Source organism: Burkholderia reimsis, assembly GCF_003294055.1.
Classification (GTDB): Bacteria; Pseudomonadota; Gammaproteobacteria; order Burkholderiales; family Burkholderiaceae; genus Burkholderia; species Burkholderia cepacia.
This window is the reverse complement of record NZ_QMFZ01000072.1, coordinates 1-20,940: the sequence shown is the minus strand read 5'-3', so window position 1 is coordinate 20,940 and position 20,940 is coordinate 1. Positions and strand designations below refer to the sequence as shown.

Here is a 20,940-nt window from a genome sequence, read left to right as displayed (position 1 = left end):
CGGTGCACAAGCAGATGGGCTGGGACACGTCGAAGGTGAACGTGAACGGCGGGGCGATCGCGATCGGTCACCCGATCGGCGCGTCGGGCTGCCGGATCCTGGTGACGCTGCTGCATGAAATGCAGAAACGCGACGCGAAGCGCGGGCTGGCGTCGCTGTGCATCGGCGGCGGGATGGGCGTCGCGCTCGCGGTCGAGCGTCCGTAACAGGCCGTTCGTAATCGGCCGTTCGCCACCGGCGAACCGAATCCGTGCGCCGGCCGATTGCGGCTTCGGCCGGCGTCACGTGAAGTCAGAGGGGGCTCCGGCAGCTCTCGAAACCAAAAAATGGAGTGAGATTTATGTCTCAGCGAATTGCGTACGTAACGGGCGGGATGGGCGGCATCGGCACCAGCATCTGCCAGCGCCTGTCGAAAGACGGCTTCAAGGTGGTCGCAGGCTGCGGCCCGAACTCGCCGCGCCGGGTGAAATGGCTCGAGGACCAGAAGGCGCTCGGGTACGATTTCATCGCATCGGAAGGCAACGTCGGCGACTGGGACTCGACCAAGGAAGCGTTCGACAAGGTCAAGGCTGAAGTCGGCGAGATCGACGTGCTGGTCAACAACGCGGGTATCACGCGCGACGTCGTGTTCCGCAAGATGACGCACGAAGACTGGACCGCCGTGATCGACACCAACCTGACGAGCCTGTTCAACGTGACGAAGCAGGTGATCGACGGGATGGTTGAACGTGGCTGGGGCCGCATCATCAACATTTCGTCGGTGAACGGCCAGAAAGGGCAATTCGGCCAGACGAACTATTCGACCGCGAAGGCCGGTATCCACGGCTTCACGATGTCGCTCGCACAGGAAGTCGCGACGAAGGGCGTGACGGTCAATACCGTGTCGCCGGGCTACATCGGCACCGACATGGTGAAGGCGATCCGCCCCGACGTGCTCGAGAAGATCGTCGCGACGATCCCGGTGCGGCGTCTTGGCGGCCCCGAGGAAATCGGCTCGATCGTCGCGTGGCTCGCGTCGAACGATTCCGGTTTCGCGACCGGCGCCGACTTCTCGCTGAACGGCGGCCTGCACATGGGCTGAGCGTCCGCGCTGCGCGGGCCGGGTGGCCGCGCAGCCGGGCGTTTTCCGAAGGCCCCCGCCTCCCGGATTCGGGCGGCGGGGATTCGTCACTTGCGCTACGCTGCACTCAAAGGCGTTACATGACTACTACAAAGAAGACGGCCGAACGGCTCATCAAGAAGTACCCGAACCGCCGGCTCTACGATACAGAGACAAGCACGTACATTACGCTGACCGACGTGAAGCAGCTCGTGCTGGAGCAGGAGGATTTCAAGGTCGTCGATGCGAAATCCAACGAAGACCTGACGCGCAGCATTCTCCTGCAGATCATCCTCGAAGAGGAAAGCGGTGGCGTGCCGATGTTCTCGTCGTCGATGCTGTCGCAGATCATCCGTTTCTACGGTCATGCGATGCAGGGCATGATGGGCACGTACCTGGAAAAGAACATCCAGGCGTTCATCGACATCCAGAACAAGCTCGCGGATCAATCGAAGAACCTGTACGAAGGCAACGCGATGAATCCGGAAGTCTGGTCGCAGTTCATGAACATGCAGGCGCCGATGATGCAAGGGATGATGACGAGCTACATCGAGCAGTCGAAGAACATGTTCGTGCAGATGCAGGAGCAGATGCAGAACCAGGCGAAGTCGATGTTCAGCACGTTCCCGTTCAAGCAGCCGGGCGCGCCGGAGCCGGAGAAGAAGTAGCGATTCGCGGCAGGCCGGCCGCGGCGGCGCGAGCCGTCGGGCGTCGGCGCCGCGAAGCAGGGCGGCGCGGGTCGGCCGATCGGGTGCCCGGGCACAACGATGCGTGGCTGCCGCCTGCCGGAAGACATCGCCGACGATCGTTCGTGATCGTCGGCTCGACACACTCGCGCCGTGTACGGTGCGGGTATGACCATTGTCCGGTCGATCGAAATCCAGTCACCAGTGAATGAAAGCCGGGGCACGTTGCGCTCGAGGGCATGTGTTCGACCCGGTGCGGGTGTGTGCCTGTCGCACCCGGAGCGGCGCTGCACGGCAACGCGCGGTACCGGTTCCGGGCACGCGAGAGAGGCGATGCCGCGTCGATCCGATGCGACCGACAACAACAAACTAACTGAGAGAGCGCATGCGAAGGATTCGGATGGCATCGACCGTCAGGCTGGCCGGTCTTGCTTCGGTGTTCATGTGTGGGGTGGGTTTGGCCTTGCCGGCGCTGGCGCTGGATTGCACGAAGGCCGCGCAACCCGTCGAGAAGCGCATCTGCACGAGCCCCGCGCTGCGGGCAGCCGATGCGCGAATGAATTCGGCTTATGCGGGCGCGCTGAAGGTCGCGCCGGACGCGGCTATTCGCGACATGCTCGTGCGCAGCCAGCGCCGCTGGATCGCCGCGCGCAACAACCGTCTCGATGCCGATTATGACGGCCATCCGCTGGCAGTCAATGAAGTGCGCAAGGCAATCGACCGACGCAGCGCCGAGCTGGCGGATCAGTCCGGTAAAGGCCTCATCGCGCGAGCACTGGCCGAACGCCAGTGGCTCGCGAAATTCACGGGCGGTCCGTTGACCGGTTTCGATGGCAACTGCGATTTCATCCCCGACGATGCGAGCGGCGCGCACGTTTCGTATGCGTGTTTCGGCGCGGTGCACGTGCAGAATCGCACGCGCATCTGCAGCCAGAGCGAGGACTGGGCGACCGGCGCGGTTTATCAGTACCGCTCGGTGAGCGCGGCCGATGGCGGGCGGGCGCGCCCGGTGGCGTTCTGCGAGGCACAGGCGCATGGGCGTGCGTGCGATAACGGGGGCGCGCAATCGGGTTGGATGCGTGCGGGGGTGTCCGGTGACGATAAGCGTGCGTCCGCTCCGGCAATCGGTTTGCCGCAACTTGATGCGGAAATGTGGCCGATCGGCGACGGAGACGATGCGGTGTGGTTTGAGCGGTGTCTGACTGCGTCGGTGTTTCCTGATGCGCGGTGACGTATGGCGTTTCGTGTTCCAGCAAGGCCCGCCATGGCGGGCCATTTTCATTTCTTGTCGTCGTTCAGTGCGCCGTACCGTAGTCCTGATCGTCGTCCGACGGTGGGAGGTCGAGCACGAGCTTGACGGCGCTGTAGTTGGCCTTGAGCGAAAACACGCGGCCGATCACGAGAAACGTCTGGCGCGAATTCTCGAGTTCGACGAAATCGCCCGGTTGCGGTACGTGCCCGCCTTGATCGTAGGAAAAGCTGGTGCTGGTTTGTTCTCCGATGGCCTCTGCTGCGTGTTCGGTGAATTCGATCGTGATGTGGGTGGTCATGCAGGCCCCGTCGTGGGTGGATTGAAGCGGTTGGAGGTTCCGATTCTCGCATAATGGCGGTTCGCTTCCGGAGCGATTGTCGTGCACCAGTGCTTGCGGATCGTGCTGGCCCGCCGGGCTCCGGCTCGCCGGAACACGCGTTCGTCGAGGATTTTCTCGCGAGCCCTGCAGCGAGCCTCCCGCTGGATAAACGTGACAGTACGATGGCAGCGGCCCGGCCGAAGCCGGGCGGCGCGGAACGAAGCGAGGCGGCGTTATTTCCCTGCAAACGTACCGGCTTCCACCAACGTCATCTTGGCGGGGTCCAGGTATGCGCGGATGGCGGTGTTGACCTGCTCGACGGTCAACGCGCGGATGCGCTCGGAATAGGTGTCCAGGTCACTCAGCGGGCGATCCTGGAGCACCGTCTGGGCGATCATGGCGGCCATCTGGCCGGTGGTTTCCATCGCGACTTGATGGCGACCGATCATGCCGTCCTTGCGTGCATCCAGTTCCGCCTGGGTGATGCCCTGTTTCCACCAGACATCCAGAATGCGGCGCGTGCTGGCAATGCCCTTGTCCAGCAGGGGCGGGGCGAAGCTGCTGGCGATGAAGAATCCGCCGTCCATCAGGGAGAGCCCGGACAGGCTGGCACGGATGCCGTAGGTGAGGCCTTCCTTGTCTCGGACCCCTGCCATCAACCGGCCGGTGAAGCCGTTGCCCAGGATGTTGACGGCAGCGCTGAGGGGCAGGTAGTCGGCATCGTTCGCGCGCAGGTCGATGGCCTGACCCAGCATCACGCTGATGGATGCCTTGTCCTTCATCGCGATTCGCTGCGTGTCGGCCTGGCTCGCCTTGGGTGGCGGACTCTGTCGCACGAGGGCCTTGCCACCGCTCCAGCCCGCGAAGGCCTCGGTTACCGTGGATTGCAGGCGTCCCGGGTCCGCTCCACCCACTACCACCAGCGTCATATGTGCCGGTCCGTAGTAGGTTCGATGAAACGCCTTGATATCGTCCAGCGTGGCAGCGGCAATGGCCTCGAGCATCCGCTCGCGCGGCACCGGGGCGTTGAGGTGCGAGTCGGGGTAGATGGACCGATACAGCGCCTCGGTGGCCCGGACCGACGGGTTTTCTCCGGCGTTGCGGACCGCGGCCTCCAGCCGGGTCTTGGCCTTGGCCAGTTCCTCAGGCCTGAAGGCTGGCTGGCGCAACTGGTCAGCCATCAGGTCGATCAGCGTCGGCAGATCCTTGGTCAGGCATTGGCCACGTATGCCGACGTAACCTCCGTCGGACTGGAATGACAACTGCGCGCCCAGGCTGTCCAGCAGCGCGGAGATCGTCACCTTGTCGCGACGGGCGCTGCCTTCCTGCAGCAACATGCCGGTCAGCAGGGGCACGGCCGGATTGGCTGTCTTGCTGGCCGCGTCGGCGTCGCCCAGGGGCATGACGCCGACCAGGGACACCATTTCATGCGGCGACATCGGATAGGTCAGCAGCGCGATGCTGCCGGCCTGGGTGCGCACGACGCGGTCGGCGATGCCGGCCTGAGCCGCAACAGGCAGCCACAGCACGGCGAACCACACGAACCAAGTCCGCAGATGATTGAAACGAACATGCTTCATGAAGATTTCTCCGGGACGAACCAGCCGGTCGTGCTCTGGTTTTCGATGAGGTACTTGCGGGCGACGCGCTGCACGTCGGCGGGCGTTACCTTCTCCAGTTCTTCAAGCTCGGTGACGAACCGTGTCCAGTCGCCCAGCGAGGCCGCGTTGCCCAGTCGGGCGGACGTCAGGCTGACGCCGTCACGCTGGTAGATCTGATCGGCCCGATAAGGCCCCAGCACCCGCTGGATATCCTCGCGAGTGACGCCCTCGGTCTTGATGCGCTCCAGTTCGGTCCAGGCGATTTTTTCGGCCTGCTCGTGTTTCGCGTCGGGCGGCAGGCTGACCGTCACCACGAACGGACCGGGGTCGCGCAGCGCGTGGAAACTGGCGCCGGCATGCGTGGCAATCGCAGTGTCAACCAGTGCGCGATACAGCGGGCTGCTCTTGCCCTGGCTCAATACCAGGCCCAGTACGGTCAGGGCCGGCGCATCGGGATCAAGCGCGCGCGGCGCCTTGAAGGCAATGATCAGATTGCCTGTTGCGCCGGCGCGCTTGAGCACCAGCCTTCGCGGCCCCTGCTGCGGAGGTTCCTCGGTCGTGACAGCGGGGATGGCCTGGGGCGCGCGCGGGATGCCGCTGTAGTACTGCCTGACCCAGCCCAACGCCTGGTCCGGCCGAAAATCGCCGACCAGGATGACGACTGCGTTGTCCGGCCAGTAGAAGGTGTCGTAGAAACGGCGCAGCTTGTCCACGCTCGCATGCTCGATGTCGCTGCGCCAGCCAATGGTGGGATGGTGATAGGGGTGCGCCTGGTAAGCAGTGGCCATGACCTGCTGGAACAATGCGGTGAAAGGACTGTTTTCGCCCCGCTCGTACTCGTTACGCACCACCGTCATCTCGCTGGCCAGATCTTCCGGGCGCAGCAGGAGGTTGCGCATGCGGTCGGCCTCGATGGCGATGTAGCCTTCCAGCGCGTCGCGACCGAGCGTGCCGAAGTAGTTGGTGCGGTCCGTCGAGGTGGTTGCGTTGAAGGTCGCGCCCACTCGCTCCATGTAGCTGTTCAATGAGTTGCCGAGCGCCGTGTTGTAGTGGCGGCTGCCCTTGAACATCAGGTGCTCCAGCAGGTGGGTGTCGCCGGTCGTGCCGGTGGCTTCGTTGCGTGAACCCACTTGGTACAACACCTGGAAACTGACTACCGTCGCTGCCGGGTCGGGCAGGGCAAGCACGGTGAGACCATTGGCATCCAGACGGTATTCGTCGATACCGCCCAGGGAGCGGACGTGGGTAAAGCCCGCTACCTCGACGGGTTGGGCCATCGCCGTGCCTGCAATCAACAGGCACAGTGAGAGCCCGGTGCATATCAAACGTCGTACTGACATGGAACGTCCTTTGGTGTGGGCAGGATGAACGCGGGAGATGGGGCGCCGGCTCGGCGGTCAGTTGACCTGCCATGCGTCGAGCGTGGCGAACGTGAAGTTTTTCATATTTTCCGATGCGCGTTGACCGATGGCGTATGGCGGGGACATCAATGCCGTGATGCGCTCGTTGACGGTCATGCGCTGTTTGACCGCCGATGCGTAGCGACAGACGGCGCGATCTCCTTTGAATGTGCAGATCACCTGAAAGCGATTGTCGGGCTTGGACTTGTTCGATGGCGCATCGCTCTGGGGGCTGGCGGCAAACAACGCAGGCAGGGGACCGTTCGACGCTGACGCACCGGCGGAAAATCGGGACCCGTCGCCGGTGCTCCGGTCGGGCGTGATGGCAATGGAGGCACGACTGGGCAGTCTGTCGCAAGCAAGGAAGTTCGGAGGCCGACGGCCCGCGTTGACTCGGGTGGTATGCTGCGTTGCCGGTTCCGCCATCGGGGGCGTGGCGGCTTCGGTGTTTATCGAGGCCGGTACGGAAACCAACATCGCAAGTCGGCGCGCGAGCACGCGCAAGGTGGCGACCTTCATTCGGCATCCCGTTCCAGGGTAAGGGCGATCGACGCACGACCGCAATCGACAGGCTCGTGCGGCTCGACGTCGTGACATCGAAGGCAGCGCGGCCCCATTGCGAACTGGTGAGCCAAATTCGACCCCACGTGACAATGCAGGCGGGGGCAGGGAGGCTCAGGTGCGATGCTACTTCGCGCTCCATCATCGTGAAATGAGACGAGTTCGAATTCTTGGGGCAGAACCGGCGTATTCGTCGGCACGACCGGCCCGTGAGAGATTGTGAACGCAGGCTGCGTTTCGCGGTCCTTTCGGCCGAAAGCCCGCGATTGAAGCACACCGGGATCGGAGGGAGGCGTGGCGCTCTCAGCGCATCGAATTCCATTGTTTGGGCGTCGCGCGCCGATCGGACGGCAATGCGTTGCTTCAAAATGAAAGGGGCATATCGAACTGCCTTGCATGACGGGCCGCTGGCGGGGCGTGCATCCGATTTGACGGTCGATGCCGTTGCCGGCCGCCTGTTTTGCTTCGCCGAACCCTAAATCGCTGTAAACTCACGCTTTTGCTGCCACGCCCCCACATTCCAGATGTCCCACTCCCCCAAAGTAGGGTTCGTATCCCTCGGGTGCCCGAAAGCCCTCGTCGATTCCGAACAGATCATCACGCAACTGCGTGCCGAAGGTTATGAAATCTCCGGCACCTACGACGGCGCCGACCTCGTCGTCGTGAACACCTGCGGCTTCATCGACGAAGCCGTGCAGGAAAGCCTCGACGCGATCGGCGAAGCGCTGACCGAGAACGGCAAGGTGATCGTCACCGGCTGTCTCGGCGCGAAGTCGAGCGCCAGCGGCTCGAACCTGATCGAGGAAGTCCACCCGAAGGTGCTCGCCGTCACCGGCCCGCACGCGGTGGGCGAAGTGATGCAGGCCGTGCATTCGCACCTGCCGAAGCCGCACGACCCGTTCACCGACCTCGTGCCGGCGGCCGGCATCAAGCTCACGCCGCGCCACTACGCGTACCTGAAGATCTCCGAAGGCTGCAACCATCGCTGCACGTTCTGCATCATCCCGTCGATGCGCGGCGATCTCGTGTCGCGTCCGGTCGCCGAAGTGATGCTGGAAGCCGAGAACCTGTTCAAGTCGGGCGTGAAGGAACTGCTCGTGATCTCGCAGGACACGAGCGCGTACGGCGTCGACGTGAAGTACCGCACGGGCTTCTGGAACGGCAAGCCGATCAAGACGCGCATGACCGACCTGGTCGCCGCGCTCGGCGAACTCGCGGCACAGTACGGCGCATGGGTGCGCCTGCACTACGTGTACCCGTACCCGAGCGTCGACGAAGTGATTCCGCTGATGGCCGAAGGTCCGTTCAAGGGCCACGTGCTGCCGTATCTCGACGTGCCGTTCCAGCACGCGCACCCCGAAGTGCTGAAGCGCATGAAGCGTCCGGCGAACGCCGAGAAGGTGCTCGAGCGCGTGCAGAAGTGGCGCGAGATCTGCCCGGACCTGACGATCCGCAGCACGTTCATCGCGGGCTTCCCCGGCGAGACGGAAGAGCAGTTCGAAACGCTGCTCGACTTCATCCGCGAGGCGGAACTCGATCGCGTCGGCTGCTTCGCGTATTCGCCGGTCGAAGGCGCGACGGCAAACGAACTCGACGGCGCGCTGCCGGATGAGGTTCGCGAGGAACGTCGCGCACGCTTCATGGAAGTCGCCGAGGAAGTGTCGGCGAACCGCATTCAGCGCAAGGTCGGCAAGACCCTCAAGGTGCTGATCGACGAAGTCAGCGAGGAAGGCGGGATCGGCCGCACGGCGGCCGATGCGCCGGAGATCGACGGCGTGGTCTATGTCGAGCCGGCGGCGAAGGCCTCGAAGCGCTACAAGGTCGGCGATTTCGTGTCTGTGAAGATCACGGGCGCCGACGGCCACGATCTGTGGGGCGAGGTATAAGCGATGGCCGCCGCATTCCCGGAGATCCTCGCGCTCGGCGAAGCGATGATCGAATTCAACCAGTCGCAGCCGGGCCGGCCTGAATTCCTGCAGGGCTTCGGCGGCGACACGTCGAACTTCTGCATCGCCGCGGCGCGCCAGGGCGCGTCGACGGGTTTCGTGTCGGCGATCGGCGACGATCCGTTCGGCCGGCTGCTGGCCGACATGTGGCGCGCGGAACGCGTCGACACGACGTACGTGCGGATCGATCGCACGGCGCCGACCGGCGTGTATTTCGTCACGCACGGCGCCGACGGCCACCAGTTCGACTATCTGCGCGCCGGCTCGGCGGCGAGCCGCTATGCGGCAGGCGACCTGCCGCTCGACGCACTGGCCGCCGCGAAGGCGGTGCACCTGTCGGGCATCAGCCTCGCGATCAGCACGGCCGCGTGCGACGCCGCGTTCGCGGCGATCGACCACGCGCGCCGCAACGGTGCGAAGGTCAGCTTCGACACGAACCTGCGCCTGAAGCTGTGGCCGCTGCCGCGCGCCCGCGCGGTGATGCGCGAGGCGCTGCGCCAGACGGATATCTGCCTGCCCAGCTGGGACGACGTGACGGCAATCACGGGCGCGAACGATCGCGACGCGATCGTCGACGCGATGCTTGAACACGGGCCGCAGGTCGTTGCGCTGAAGCTCGGCAAGGAAGGCGCCTACGTGGCGACGCCGAACGAGCGGCGCGTCGTGCCGGGTTTCGCGGTCGAAGCCGTCGACGCGACGGGCGCGGGCGACTGCTTCGGCGGTGCCTTCGTCGCGCGGATCGTCGCGGGCGACGATCCGTTCGCGGCAGCGCGTTATGCGAACGCCGCGGCGGCATTGTCGACGACGGGCTACGGCGCGGTCGCGCCGATTCCGCAGCGCGAGGCGGTGGAACGCCTGATGCAAGGCTGATGCAAAGTACGCGCGCGGCCGCGGCCCCGTATGACGGCCAGCGCATCGCCGCAATTTACGAGCGAATCTGAAGCAAGGAGCAACACAAGGTGGGTCGATATTCGCAATGGCAACGGGCGCTCGTCGTCGCGGGCGCGCTGGCGGCGGGCATGGCGATGCCGGGCGTTGTCGCGGCGCAGGCTGTCGCGCCGGGCGTGCAGCAGGACGAACCGGCACCGGCGCGGCCGCTGAAGCCGAATCCGGAGTTTGCCCGCCTGCCGCGCTACGAAGGCACGCTCGGCGACCGCCCGATCGTCGTGCATCTCGGCCCGAAGACGGACGAAGAAGGCGTGCACGGCGAATACCAGTTCGCCGATACGGGCGAGGTCGTACTGCTCGCGGGCGATCGCGACGGCGACACGCTTGAAATCGAGGAATCGAACGACGGCACGAACATCACGGGCGTGTGGATCGGCCGCTTCGACGCGACTGGCACCCTGAAGGCCGACCGGATGAACTCGGACGAGTCGGATCCGCAGCCCGTCGTGCTGCGTCTCGCGCCGGGCAAGCGCGCGGCGCTACAGGTGCGCGACGGCCGCGTGCAGGAAATCGAGACGGTGGGCGGCGTCGTCAATCTGCGCACCGACAACTGAACCCGCGCTGGCTCGGCGCGCGCGGCGCGCATTGTACCGGGCCAATCGTGCCGATTTTGGCTAATCTGGCGACTTATTCCGCAACCGAACGGCCTCGTGCCCGGCTTCCTGTCATGACTGCATCCACTCCCAAGCGCGCGCTGCAAACCCGCATCGTTCAACCCGACGACGTGATCCCGGAAGGTTTCCGTTCGTTCGTGCCGCCGGTCGCGCGCGCGTCGACGGTCGTGTTCCCCGATCTCGCGACGATGCGTGCGCTCGTCTGGCACAACGACAACCAGTGGCGCTACGGGCTGCATTCGACGCCGACGTCGCTCGCGCTCGCGCAGCGGCTTGCCGAGATCGAGGGCGGCACGCATGCGCTGCTGCAGCCGTCGGGCCTCGCGGCGATCATGAACGTCTATTTCGGGATCGTGAAAGCCGGAGACGACGTGCTGATTCCGCACAACGTGTACGGGCCGAACGCCGATTTCGGCAACTGGCTCGCGAAGGATTTCGGCATCACCGCGCGCTACTACGATCCGCTCGTCGGTGCCGGCATCGCCGACCTGATCCAGCCGAACACGCGGCTGATCTGGATCGAGGCGCCCGGCTCGGTGACGATGGAAGTGCCCGACGTGCAGGCGATCACGGCGGCCGCGAAGGCGCGCGGCATCGTCACCGCGATCGACAACACCTTTTCGGCCGGGCTCGCGTTCAAGCCGTTCGAGCACGGCGTCGATATCTCGGTGCAGGCGCTGACCAAATACCAGTCGGGCGGCAGCGACGTGCTGATGGGCGCGACGATCACCGCGAGCGCCGACCTGCAGGCGAAGCTGAAGCTCGCGCGGATGCGCTGCGGGATCGGCGTGTCGGTCGACGATTGCTCGCTCGTGCTGCGCAGCCTGCCGAGCATGCAGGTGCGCTTCGACGCGCACGGCAAGAGCGCGCTCGCGCTGGCGCAATGGCTGAAGGCGCGGCCGGAGATTGCGTCGGTGCTGCATCCGCAGATGGCCGATTGCCCGGGGCACGCGTCGTTCATGCGCGATTTCACCGGCGCGGGCGGGCTGTTCTCGGTGGTGTTCGACGAACGCTACAGCGCGGAGCAGGTCGACCGCTTCGTCGAGTCGCTCGAACTGTTCGCGATCGGCTGGAGCTGGGGCGGCGCATGCAGCCTTGCGATGCCTTACGACGTCGCGTCGATGCGTTCGGACTGGCCGCATCGCGGCACGCTGGTGCGTTTTTATGTCGGCCTGGAAGACGAAGCCGACCTGCGCGCGGACATCGAACGCGCGATGCAGGCCGCACTCGGCTGATCGCCGGCCGGTCAGGTTCCCCGGCACGACAAAACGCCGGCGCGAAGCAACATCGCGCCGGCGTTTTTCATTTGACGCGCGGCAGGATCAGAACAGCCGCAGCAGCCCGTCGAGGCCGACGTGATCGAACGCGACCGTCGCCGCGTCGCGCACGACGGGTTTCGCGTGGTACGCGACCGACAGCCCGGCTTCGGCCATCATCTTCAGGTCGTTCGACCCGTCGCCCATCGCGATCGCGCGGCTCGGCTCGAGGCCGAGCGACGCGCACGTCTCGCGCAGCAGGCGCGCCTTCACGTCGGCGTTGACGATCTCGCCGAGCACCTTGCCGGTCAGCTTGCCGTCGACGATCTCGAGCGTGTTCGCATGCGCGTAGTCGAGGCCGAGGCGCGCCTTCAGCCGCTCGGTGAAGAACGTGAAGCCGCCCGACACGAGCAGCGTCTTCATGCCGGCGGCCTTCACGCCGGCGAGCATCGTCTCGGCGCCCGGTGTCAGTTGCAGCCGTTCCTCGTACACGCGTTCGAGCGCGTGCGCGTCGAGCCCGGCCAGCAGCGCGACGCGGCGCGTGAGGCTTTCGTTGAAGTCGCGGATCTCGCCGCGCATCGACGCTTCGGTGATCTCGGCGACCTGCGTTTTCAACCCGCAGAAATCGGCGATCTCGTCGATGCATTCGATCGTGATCAGCGTCGAATCCATGTCCATCACGGCGAGCCCGAAATCGGCGAGCGTGCGGCCGGCCTCGACGAACGCGAAGTCGAGCGCGTGCGTGCCGCAGTACGCGTCGATGTCGAGGCGCTGTGCCGGGCTCGCGTCTTCGATGCGCAGCGCATGATCGTCGGTCTGCACGATGCGGGTGCCGCGCGACAGCGCGAGCAGCGGTTTGTGATGGGCGTCCGACAGCGGCGCAAGGCTCTGGATGACGAGGTTGTGGGTCATGACGGGATGGTTGGGAGGCGTATGAAAAGCGTGCGCGGCCAATGGGCGGCCGTCTGCGTGCGTGGCCCCGTTCGACTGCGGGCCATTGCGTCGCGAACGCGCCATTGTAGCCGGTTGGCCGGGCCGGGCGGTCGCGGCAGGGACGATTCCTGAGGCCCGACTCGAACCGGCACGCCCGCGGCGCGAGCCGAACGGAGGCACCTATCGCCCGTCCGCGCGATCCCAGTACGGCGGATCGCCGAAATGCTCGGCCAGGAACGCGATGAACGCGAGCGTCTTCAGCGGCACGTGTGTGCGGCTCGGGTAGACGGCCCAGATCGCGACGTCGTCGGCGAACGGATAGTCGTCGAGTATCGTGACGAGCGCGCCGCTCGCGAGCAGCGGGCCGACGTCCCAGGTCGACTTGATCGCGATCCCGAAGCCGTCGACCAGCGCTTCGCGGATCGCCTCGCCATTGCTCGCGACGAGCCGGCCGCCGACCCGCACGGTCAGCGGGCCTTGCGGCGTCGTGAACGACCAGTCGCGCTGGTCGCCGAGGATCACGCATTCGTGCTGCGTCAGGTCGGCCGGATGGCGCGGCGTGCCGTGCCCGGCGAGATATGCGGGCGAGCAGCACAGCACGCGGCGGTTGGCGGCGAGCTTGCGCGCGACGAGCGTCGAATCCTTCAGCGCGCCGAGGCGGATCGCGACGTCGTAGCCGTCGTCGACCAGGTCGACGATCTCGTCCGACAGCCGCAGGTCGAGCGACACGGACGGATAGCGGCGCAGGAATGCGGGAATCACCGGCGCGACATGCTGCCGGCCGAACGACGACGACATCGACACCTTCAGCCGCCCGTACGGCTCGGTGCGGCCGTGGCCGACCGATGCGCGCGCGGCGTCGGCGGCCGACAGCAGCGTGTCGGCGTGCGCCATGAATACCTCGCCGTCCTGCGTGAGGCTGATACGGCGCGTGGTGCGGTGCAGCAGCCGTGCGCCGAGCTGACGCTCGAGTTGTGCGATGCGCGCGCTCGCGACCGCGGCCGACACGCCGAATTCGCGCCCGGCCGCGGTGACGTTCGCGAGCAGGGCCGCGCGAACGAACAGCGCGACGTCGAGCAGGTCGAGCGGCTTGTCGGGAGCCGGAATCGGATCGGAGGCCATTATTCTGAATTTCCTGAAAATGTTTCAGGAAATATAGCGGTTTTCTCGAATGATCGGGTTGCCTACGATGACGTTCATGGGGCTGCGCCGCGGCCCCCAGGTTTCCCTGAAGGAGTTTCGTGATGAAGGCCGTTGGACTGACCCGTTATCTGCCGATCGATGACCCGCAAGCCTTGCTCGACGTGGAGCTGCCGCAGCCCGTGCCGGGCCCGCGCGACCTGCTCGTGAAGGTCGAGGCGATTTCCGTGAACCCGGTGGACACGAAGGTGCGCGCGCCGAAGCCGCAGGTCGAGGACACGCCGCGCGTGCTCGGCTGGGATGCGGCGGGCACGGTGGTCGCGGTCGGTGCAGACGTCACGTTGTTCCGGCCCGGCGACGAAGTGTTCTATGCGGGCAGCATCACGCGGCCCGGCGCGAACAGCGAATTCCATACGGTCGACGAGCGGATCGCCGCGCTGAAGCCGCGTACGCTCGATTTCGCCGCGGCGGCCGCGCTGCCGCTCACCGCACTGACCGCGTGGGAGGCGCTGTTCGACCGGCTGCGCGTGTCGCCGCAGGGTGCGGACGCCGGCAAATCGGTGCTGATCATCGGCGGCGCGGGTGGCGTGGGCTCGATCGCGATCCAGCTCGCGAAGGCGCTCGGCAAGCTGCACGTGATCGCGACCGCGTCGCGGCCGGCGTCGGCCGAATGGGTACGCGCGCTGGGCGCGGATGCGGTGGTCGACCATTTCGGCGACTTGCCTGCGCAGTTGCGCGAGGCCGGGCATCCGAGCGTCGACTACGTGCTGATCTTCAACGATACCGATCGTCATTTCCCTGCCGCTGCGGAGGTAATCCGGCCGCAGGGCGGCATTTGCACGATCGTCGAGAACGACAAGCCGGTGCCGGTCGAACTGCTGAAGGCGAAAAGTGCGGCGTTTCACTGGGAGTTCATGTTCACGCGTGCGATGTTCGAGACGCCGGACATGATCGAGCAGCACCGGATCCTCGGCGAAGTCGCGCGGCTCGTCGACGGCGGCACGCTGCGCACCACGCTCGGCGAACAGCTCGGCACGATCAATGCCGCGAACGTGCGGCGCGCGCACCAGCTGCTCGAGGCCGGGCGTGCGATCGGCAAGCTCGTGCTGAGCGGCTTCTGAGCCGGTATCGCGCGTAAGGTTGCGGCGCCGCGAACGCAAGCGGGGTAACACCCGATGCGTTTGCGGCGCATTGCACCCCGCTTGGCGGTAGACTGGCAGCGCATCATGCATCGAAAACCGCGCGGCACGCGCGTGCCGCCGCATACCAAGGAGGTCAGCATGAGCCAACGCAGCTTGTCAGTCGCCGCATCGTGGTCGGTCGTGTTCGCGGCGGCGTGCGTCAGCGCGAGCGTATTCGCGGCGCCGCCGGTCAAGGGCAGCCTGAAGGGCGGCGGCACCGGACAGCTCGAATACACCGTCAAGGTCGAATCGAAGACCTTCGGCAACACGCAGGAGACCCGCAAGATCCGCTCGGGCGAGACGGACGACTTCAACTGGAAGTCGGTGCCGCCGAGCGGTGCGGTCGCGATGCCGGACGGTTGCCCGAACGCCGACAGCCTGCCGCGCGACGCGAACGGCGCGATGGTCCGCCAGACCCAGGTGCGGCTCGCGCCGTCGATCGACGCGAAGGGCGTCGCCAACGTGCAGATGAGCTTCCAGGCGGCCGCGCCGAAAGGCACGCGCAACGTGACGGCCGGCGGCAAGTCGCTGCAATGCCCGGACGTCGCGTCGGTGAGCCAGGTGAAGTGGGTGTCGATCCCGACCAACGGCGGTTCCAAGTCCGTCACGATGAGCGACGGCACGAAGGTGACGGTGTCGATCAAGCGCTGAACGGCGCGCGCGGGCCGCTGCCGGAACCGGTGCGCGCGCAACGGATTCGACGCGCGGGCCGGCCCGGCGGCGCATGAGCGTTTCGTGTCGCCGTCACGATGCTTTCCCGCGACCCGCTCGCGGTGCCGTGCTGCGGCAGCGGCATGGCGGCCGCCCGGCATGCGGCGGTGTCGCGCGTCGACCCGCGTGACGTCATGCGAATGTCACGCTATGCTCGCCCGCATCATCCACTTCCCGTAACGACATCCCGATGAAATGCCGAATCCGCGCATTGCTGTGCGCCATTGCGTTCGCTGCCATGCACGCGCACGCGGCCGACGATTGCGGTTTCGTGAAAAAGGTCGAGCTGCCGTCCCGGCAGCAGGTGGCCGTCGTGTCGAGCGGCGCGCTCGAACCCTGCTCGACCGGCAGCTACGCGGTGCGGGTGTATTCGACCGCGCATGCCGCCGCCGGCTTCGATACCGACGACTACGTGACGGGCGCGCTGCATGCGCGTGACGGTACGGTTACCGATGCGTTCACGGCCGACCTCGGTGCGCGGGCGCCGCAGGCGCTCGTCGTGACGATACGCTCGGCCGGCAGCGGCGGTTATGTCGGCGCGCAGGCCTATGTGACGACGCCGCGCGCGGTGCGGCTCATTGCGTCGGTCGACGGGCTCGCAGCGGACGCGGACATCGCGGCCGCATTGCGGCAGGCGATCGGCAAGCGTCGCGACGCGCGCTGACCGGCGAACCGCGCGAACGCATCGCGCGGCGACTTCGCGTGTCAGTGCGCGCGTTCCTCGAGCCGCGATGCGAGAAAGCGGTGATCCGCCGAGAACAGCCGGCGATAGGTCATCAGCACCGCGCCGACGGTGCCGAGCGCGGAAGCCGCGGCGATCAGGAACATGATCACGATCTGGTAGCGCACGGCCTGCAGCGGCGACTGGCCGGCCAGCACCTGGCCCGTCATCATTCCCGGCAGGCTCACGACGCCGACGACGGCCATCTGGTTCAGCGTCGGCAGCATGCCCGCGCGCACGGCCTGGCGCGCGGCGTCCTGCGCGGCTTCCCAGCGCGTCGCGCCGAGCGCGAGTGCGGTTTCGACGCGGTCGCGGCGCGCCGTGAGCTCCTCCATCATCCGCTCGACGCCGAGCGACACGCCCGTGAGCGTATTGCCGAGAATCATCCCGAGGATCGGAATCGCGTATTGCGGTGCGTACCACGGATGGATGCGGATCACGACGAACAGGCCGACCGCCGCGACGAACCAGCTGCTGAACCAGATCGACGCGATGCTGTCGATGCGCTGGCCGCGGTAGGTGCGCTTGCCGCGCCCCGCGCCGGCGAACCCGGCGATCAAGGTCATCAGCGCGGTGAGCGGCAGCACGATGTACCAGTGAGGATGACCGAATACCCAGCCGAGCACGTAGCCGATCGCGAGCAACTGCACGACGGTGCGCACGGCCGCGAGCGCGAGCTTGCGGCCGAGGCCGAGCGACAGTGCCATCGAGATCGCGCCGTTGACCGCGACGAGCGCGGCGGCGATGCCGACGTCGACGAGGCTCAGGTCCTGCAGTGCGGGGCTCATCGTGTTGCCTCCGTCGGGTTGGCAGCGTGTATCACGCCGGCCTGCATCACGAGCCGCATCGTGCCGATCCGTGCGGCCTGGGCGGGATCGTGCGAGATCCACATGTACGCGCGGGCCTCGGGCGCCGCGTCGAACCATGCGCCGACGAGCGACTCGATCGCGCGCGCCGATTCGGGATCGAGCGCGGAGGTCGGCTCGTCGAGCAGCAGCACGTCGGGATCGAGCTGCAGCACGCGCAGCAGCGCGGCGATCTGGGCTTCGCCGCCCGACAGGTCGCTCGCGCGCTTGTCGAGGAAGTCGGGGCCGCGGCCGGCCTGCGCGGCGAGCGCTTCGGCGCGCGCGCGATCGAACGCGACGTCGCGATAGATCGCCAGCAAATACGGATAACGCAACTGCGATTCGACGGTGCCGTCCATTTGCGCGGGGCGCTGGCGGACATAGGCGACGCTGCGCCGGTAACGCGGGATCGCGCTGCGCCGGATCCGTTTGCCGCGCCACAGGATGTGGCCGCCGTCAAGCGGATCGAGCAGCGCGAGCGCGCGCAGCAGCACGCTCTTGCCCGACCCGGACGGTCCCGTGACAGCAATTCGCGATCCCGCTGCGAGGCTGAAATCGGTCGGGGCGAGCAGGGTCTTGCCGCTGCTGGCGTCGCGCCGCGTGATGTGCTGCGCATCGATGAGGCCGGTGGGGGCTGTCATGTCACAAATGAAAAAAAGCGTTAATGGCGCCGAAACGTCACCATGGCGTGCGTCATAATACCGACTGAAAAGCCGCGGGTGTCGTGCGCCGTTCGTCCACGCAAGCGGACCGGCATGGTGCGGCGACATTTCAGAACAACAACGGAACCGCCATGACGCTTACCCGAGCCATCGGCAAATCGGCTGCATGGATCGTCGGTATCGTCGCGGTGCTCATCGCGGCGGCCGGCGTCTTCCTCTTTGCGTTCGACTGGAACCGCGCGAAGCCGTGGGTCAACGAACAGGTGAGTGCCGCACTCGGCCGCCCGTTCGCGATCAACGGCGATCTCAAGGTCGGCTGGCGCCGACCCGACGGCGAAACCGGCTGGCGTGCCTGGGTGCCCTGGCCGAGCTTCTCGGCCACGCAACTCGAGATCGGCAACCCCGACTGGGCGAAGACGCCCAAGTTCGTCACGCTCGATGCCGCGCACTTCGACCTCGCGATCCTGCCGCTGCTCGCGCATGAAATCGTCATCCCGTCGATCGACGTCGTGAATCCGGCCGTCGACCTCGAGCGGCTCGCCGACGGCCGCAACACGTGGACCTTCCAGTTCAAGCAATCGTCGCAGCCGTCGCCGTGGAAAGTGCGGCTCGACAGCTTCGGCTTCGCGAAGGGCACCGTCACGTATCGCGACGCGATCACGAAGGCCGACCTGACCGTCGCGATCGATACGCTCGGGCAGCCGATTCCCCTCGGCGATGTGCTGAAGGAGCAGGAGCAGACGTCGCGCGCGGCATCCGCGCAGCGTGTCGGCAAGCGCGGCGCCGCGCAACTGAGCGCGAAGGCCAGCGCGGAAGCTGCGTCGGGCGCGGAGGCGTCGAGTGCGGCATCGGCGCCGGGCGCTTCGGCTGCTTCGCGCGTTGCTTCGGCTGCTTCCGCTTCCTCCGCTTCCGCTTCCTCCGCTTCTTCCGCATCGACGGTTGCCGCCGCGTCCGGCGCAAGCGGCGCCGCGGCGCCCGCGAAGCCGTCCGGCCCGACCTATGCGTTCGGGCTGAAGGTCGACGGCCGCTACAAGAACGTGCCGATCAGCGGTACCGGCAAGCTCGGCGGCGTGCTGGCGATCCAGGATGCGTCGCGACCGTTCCCGCTGCAGGCCGACGTGAAGGCCGGCGACACGCGGCTCGCGATCGTCGGCACGCTGACCGATCCGATGCATCTCGCGGCGATCGACCTGCGGCTGTGGCTGCAGGGCACGTCGATGTCGCACCTTTACCAGCTCACCGGCATCACGCTGCCCGACACGCCGCCTTACGCGACGGAAGGGCGGCTGATCGGCAACTTCAAGCGACGCGCGAGCACGTTCCGCTACGAGAACTTCAACGGCCGCGTCGGCGGCAGCGATCTTGGCGGCACGCTGGTGTACGAGCAGCGCGAGCCGCGGCCGAAGCTGTCGGGCGAGCTCGTGTCGAACCTGCTGCAGTTCTCGGATCTCGCGCCGGTGATCGGCGCGGATACGGCCGCAAGCAAGGCCAGGCGCGGCGACACGACACGCCAGCCGCCGGACCGCGTGCTGCCGGTCGAGACGTTCCGTACCGATCGCTGGCGCGCGCTCGACGCGGACGTCAAGTTCACGGGCCGCAAGCTGATCAAGAGTTCGAACCTGCCGATCACGAACCTGTACACGCACATCGTGATGCAGGACGGCGTGCTGTCGCTCGAACCGCTGCAGTTCGGCGTCGCGGGCGGCACGCTCGCGACGACCGCGCACCTCGACGGCAGCGGCGCGCCGTTGAAGGGCCGCTTTACGGTGGCCGCGCGGCACCTGAAGCTCAAGCAACTGTTCCCGACGCAGAAGGTCATGCAGTCGGCGCTCGGCGAGATCAACGGCGACGCGTCGCTGTCGGCGACGGGCAACTCGCCGGCCGCGCTCGCCGCGACGTCGACCGGCGAAGTGAAGGCGCTCGTGACGGACGGTCGCATCAGCCGCCTGCTGATGGAAGCGGCGGGGCTGAACGTCGCCAACGTCGTCTACGAGAAGCTGTTCGGCAACAACGACGTGAAGATCAACTGCGCGGCGATCGATTTCGTCGCAACCAACGGGATGCTCGACCCCAAGGTGTTCGCGCTCGATACCGACGATGCGCTGATCAACGTCGACGGCCCGATCAGCCTGCGCGACGAAACGCTCGACCTGAAGATCCATCCGCATACGAAGGGTTTCCGGATCTTCTCGCTGCGCTCGCCGCTGTATGCGAAGGGCACGTTCAAGAATCCGAAGGTCGGTGTCGATGCGGGCGCGCTCGCGCTGCGCGCCGGCGCGATGGTCGGGCTCGGGCTGATCAACCCGTTCGCGGCGCTGATTCCGCTGATCGCGCCGAGCAACAACCGCGACGTGCCGTGCTCGGAGTTGTTCGGGCAGATCAACGCGAAGGCCGCGCAAAGAGCGGCCGCGAAAGCCGGCAAGTGACGCACGCAGCCGCTGGAACGGCTTGCGCCACGGTGCCGTTCGGGGTCGTTGCCGCGCCCGGCGAAGCGCCGGCCGCGCGGGGCGCCATCAGGGGCGCGCTCAGCGGCCGGCGCGTACCCAGACGATCACCGGCTCGACTTCCCGGCCGCCGATCCGTACCGGTTCGGCGGTGCCGAGTTGCAGCCGGTCGCCGTCCAGGCTGACCACACGCTGCTGGACGTTGCCGATCCAGTTCGGATACAGGCTGACGTCCATTTCATGAGTCAACGTGCCGTCGTCGTCGACGTTAAAGGGGCCGGAATACGCGATGTAGCCGTGCGCCGCGGCCGCGCGTTCCTCGACGCTACCGCCCTGCAGGTCGCCGTCCGCGTAGGGCGGGCGGCCGGCCGCCATCAACTGGGCGGACATATAGCCGTCGGGCGTATAGAGGATCCAGCCGCGTGCGTCGCGGCCGAGCGGATAGGTGACGGTACTGCCGTCGCGCGGGCGGATTTCGTAGGACACGAGGCGCCATGCGCCGACGAGTTGTTCGCGAAGCTGGCTGGCAAGCATGCGGGGGGTCCGGTGAGACGGCGGTGGAGCGCGTGCCGTCGTGTTGACGGGCCGCCGGGCGGCGGGCCGGGAGGGCCGGGAATACGC

The 20,940-nt window shown here is 66.7% G+C and carries 20 protein-coding genes and 1 pseudogene; 12 read left to right on the top strand and 9 right to left on the bottom strand.

Going from position 1 to position 20,940, the window contains the following annotated elements:
• From DPV79_RS40090 to DPV79_RS40075, 4 genes and pseudogenes are all read left to right on the top strand, one after another.
• Positions 1 to 206: pseudogene (locus DPV79_RS40090) on the top strand (acetyl-CoA C-acetyltransferase); the annotation flags it as partial.
• A gap of 134 nt (positions 207 to 340) precedes the next feature.
• A complete protein-coding gene (locus DPV79_RS40085; protein WP_006491801.1) occupies positions 341 to 1,081 on the top strand; it encodes a 3-ketoacyl-ACP reductase in 741 nt (246 codons plus the stop codon).
• A 119-nt stretch (positions 1,082 to 1,200) separates the two neighbouring features.
• The gene (phaR, locus tag DPV79_RS40080) at positions 1,201 to 1,767 is read left to right on the top strand and encodes a polyhydroxyalkanoate synthesis repressor PhaR (RefSeq protein ID WP_011549704.1); all 567 of its coding nucleotides are present in this window, start codon (positions 1,201 to 1,203) and stop codon (positions 1,765 to 1,767) included.
• A gap of 418 nt (positions 1,768 to 2,185) precedes the next feature.
• Positions 2,186 to 3,016, top strand: coding sequence for a lysozyme inhibitor LprI family protein (locus DPV79_RS40075; protein ID WP_244321892.1), 831 nt, complete (start codon positions 2,186 to 2,188; stop codon positions 3,014 to 3,016).
• A gap of 64 nt (positions 3,017 to 3,080) precedes the next feature.
• Here DPV79_RS40075 and DPV79_RS40070 read toward each other — a convergent pair whose 3' ends face one another.
• From DPV79_RS40070 to DPV79_RS42390, 4 genes are all read right to left on the bottom strand, one after another.
• A complete protein-coding gene (locus tag DPV79_RS40070) occupies positions 3,081 to 3,335 on the bottom strand; it encodes a hypothetical protein (protein ID WP_021159790.1) in 255 nt (84 codons plus the stop codon).
• A gap of 254 nt (positions 3,336 to 3,589) precedes the next feature.
• Entirely contained in the window at positions 3,590 to 4,936 is a 1,347-nt protein-coding gene (locus tag DPV79_RS40065; protein ID WP_113048007.1) for a M16 family metallopeptidase, read from the bottom strand.
• Positions 4,933 to 6,234 carry a M16 family metallopeptidase gene (locus DPV79_RS40060; protein ID WP_059489221.1) on the bottom strand — a complete coding sequence of 434 codons (1,302 nt, stop codon included), beginning with the start codon at positions 6,232 to 6,234 and terminating at the stop codon, positions 4,933 to 4,935. Before DPV79_RS40060 ends, DPV79_RS40065 begins: the two co-directional genes overlap by 4 nt.
• A gap of 120 nt (positions 6,235 to 6,354) precedes the next feature.
• Positions 6,355 to 6,876 carry a hypothetical protein gene (locus DPV79_RS42390; RefSeq protein WP_133295782.1) on the bottom strand — a complete coding sequence of 174 codons (522 nt, stop codon included), beginning with the start codon at positions 6,874 to 6,876 and terminating at the stop codon, positions 6,355 to 6,357.
• A 566-nt stretch (positions 6,877 to 7,442) separates the two neighbouring features.
• Between DPV79_RS42390 and rimO the strand changes: the two genes are divergently transcribed.
• From rimO to DPV79_RS40035, 4 genes are all read left to right on the top strand, one after another.
• The gene (rimO, locus tag DPV79_RS40050) at positions 7,443 to 8,804 is read left to right on the top strand and encodes a 30S ribosomal protein S12 methylthiotransferase RimO (protein WP_021159783.1); all 1,362 of its coding nucleotides are present in this window, start codon (positions 7,443 to 7,445) and stop codon (positions 8,802 to 8,804) included.
• Positions 8,805 to 8,807: 3 nt separating this feature from the next.
• On the top strand, positions 8,808 to 9,734 hold the full coding sequence (locus tag DPV79_RS40045) for a sugar kinase (protein WP_059675870.1): 927 nt from the start codon (positions 8,808 to 8,810) through the stop codon (positions 9,732 to 9,734).
• An 89-nt stretch (positions 9,735 to 9,823) separates the two neighbouring features.
• The gene (locus DPV79_RS40040) at positions 9,824 to 10,366 is read left to right on the top strand and encodes a hypothetical protein (RefSeq protein ID WP_059675871.1); all 543 of its coding nucleotides are present in this window, start codon (positions 9,824 to 9,826) and stop codon (positions 10,364 to 10,366) included.
• Positions 10,367 to 10,479: 113 nt separating this feature from the next.
• Positions 10,480 to 11,661 carry a cystathionine beta-lyase gene (locus DPV79_RS40035; RefSeq protein WP_059687985.1) on the top strand — a complete coding sequence of 394 codons (1,182 nt, stop codon included), beginning with the start codon at positions 10,480 to 10,482 and terminating at the stop codon, positions 11,659 to 11,661.
• Between the two features lie 87 nt (positions 11,662 to 11,748).
• Here DPV79_RS40035 and serB read toward each other — a convergent pair whose 3' ends face one another.
• The gene (gene serB, locus DPV79_RS40030) at positions 11,749 to 12,594 is read right to left on the bottom strand and encodes a phosphoserine phosphatase SerB (protein WP_042975202.1); all 846 of its coding nucleotides are present in this window, start codon (positions 12,592 to 12,594) and stop codon (positions 11,749 to 11,751) included.
• A 201-nt stretch (positions 12,595 to 12,795) separates the two neighbouring features.
• Positions 12,796 to 13,737, bottom strand: a complete 942-nt coding sequence (locus tag DPV79_RS40025; RefSeq protein ID WP_113048005.1) for a LysR family transcriptional regulator — start codon at positions 13,735 to 13,737, stop codon at positions 12,796 to 12,798.
• Positions 13,738 to 13,859: 122 nt separating this feature from the next.
• Between DPV79_RS40025 and DPV79_RS40020 the strand changes: the two genes are divergently transcribed.
• The 3 genes from DPV79_RS40020 to DPV79_RS40005 all read left to right on the top strand — a co-directional run bounded on the left by DPV79_RS40020 (position 13,860) and on the right by DPV79_RS40005 (position 16,311).
• Positions 13,860 to 14,876 carry a zinc-binding alcohol dehydrogenase family protein gene (locus DPV79_RS40020; protein WP_027787274.1) on the top strand — a complete coding sequence of 339 codons (1,017 nt, stop codon included), beginning with the start codon at positions 13,860 to 13,862 and terminating at the stop codon, positions 14,874 to 14,876.
• Positions 14,877 to 15,035: 159 nt separating this feature from the next.
• Entirely contained in the window at positions 15,036 to 15,587 is a 552-nt protein-coding gene (locus tag DPV79_RS40015; RefSeq protein ID WP_060155259.1) for a DUF6013 family protein, read from the top strand.
• A gap of 250 nt (positions 15,588 to 15,837) precedes the next feature.
• On the top strand, positions 15,838 to 16,311 hold the full coding sequence (locus DPV79_RS40005) for a PliI family lysozyme inhibitor of I-type lysozyme (RefSeq protein WP_113048004.1): 474 nt from the start codon (positions 15,838 to 15,840) through the stop codon (positions 16,309 to 16,311).
• A gap of 41 nt (positions 16,312 to 16,352) precedes the next feature.
• Here DPV79_RS40005 and DPV79_RS40000 read toward each other — a convergent pair whose 3' ends face one another.
• Together DPV79_RS40000 and DPV79_RS39995 are read right to left on the bottom strand one after the other, a co-directional pair.
• Entirely contained in the window at positions 16,353 to 17,156 is an 804-nt protein-coding gene (locus tag DPV79_RS40000) for an ABC transporter permease (RefSeq protein WP_021159773.1), read from the bottom strand.
• Positions 17,153 to 17,854, bottom strand: coding sequence for an ABC transporter ATP-binding protein (locus DPV79_RS39995; protein WP_113048003.1), 702 nt, complete (start codon positions 17,852 to 17,854; stop codon positions 17,153 to 17,155). The genes DPV79_RS40000 and DPV79_RS39995 overlap by 4 nt, the downstream gene beginning before the upstream one ends.
• Positions 17,855 to 18,006: 152 nt before the next feature.
• Between DPV79_RS39995 and DPV79_RS39990 the strand changes: the two genes are divergently transcribed.
• Complete coding sequence (locus DPV79_RS39990) at positions 18,007 to 20,301, top strand: AsmA family protein (RefSeq protein WP_113048002.1); 2,295 nt, start codon at positions 18,007 to 18,009, stop codon at positions 20,299 to 20,301.
• Between the two features lie 99 nt (positions 20,302 to 20,400).
• Here DPV79_RS39990 and DPV79_RS39985 read toward each other — a convergent pair whose 3' ends face one another.
• Positions 20,401 to 20,853, bottom strand: a complete 453-nt coding sequence (locus DPV79_RS39985; RefSeq protein WP_021159771.1) for a lipocalin-like domain-containing protein — start codon at positions 20,851 to 20,853, stop codon at positions 20,401 to 20,403.
• Positions 20,854 to 20,940 lie beyond the last annotated feature (87 nt).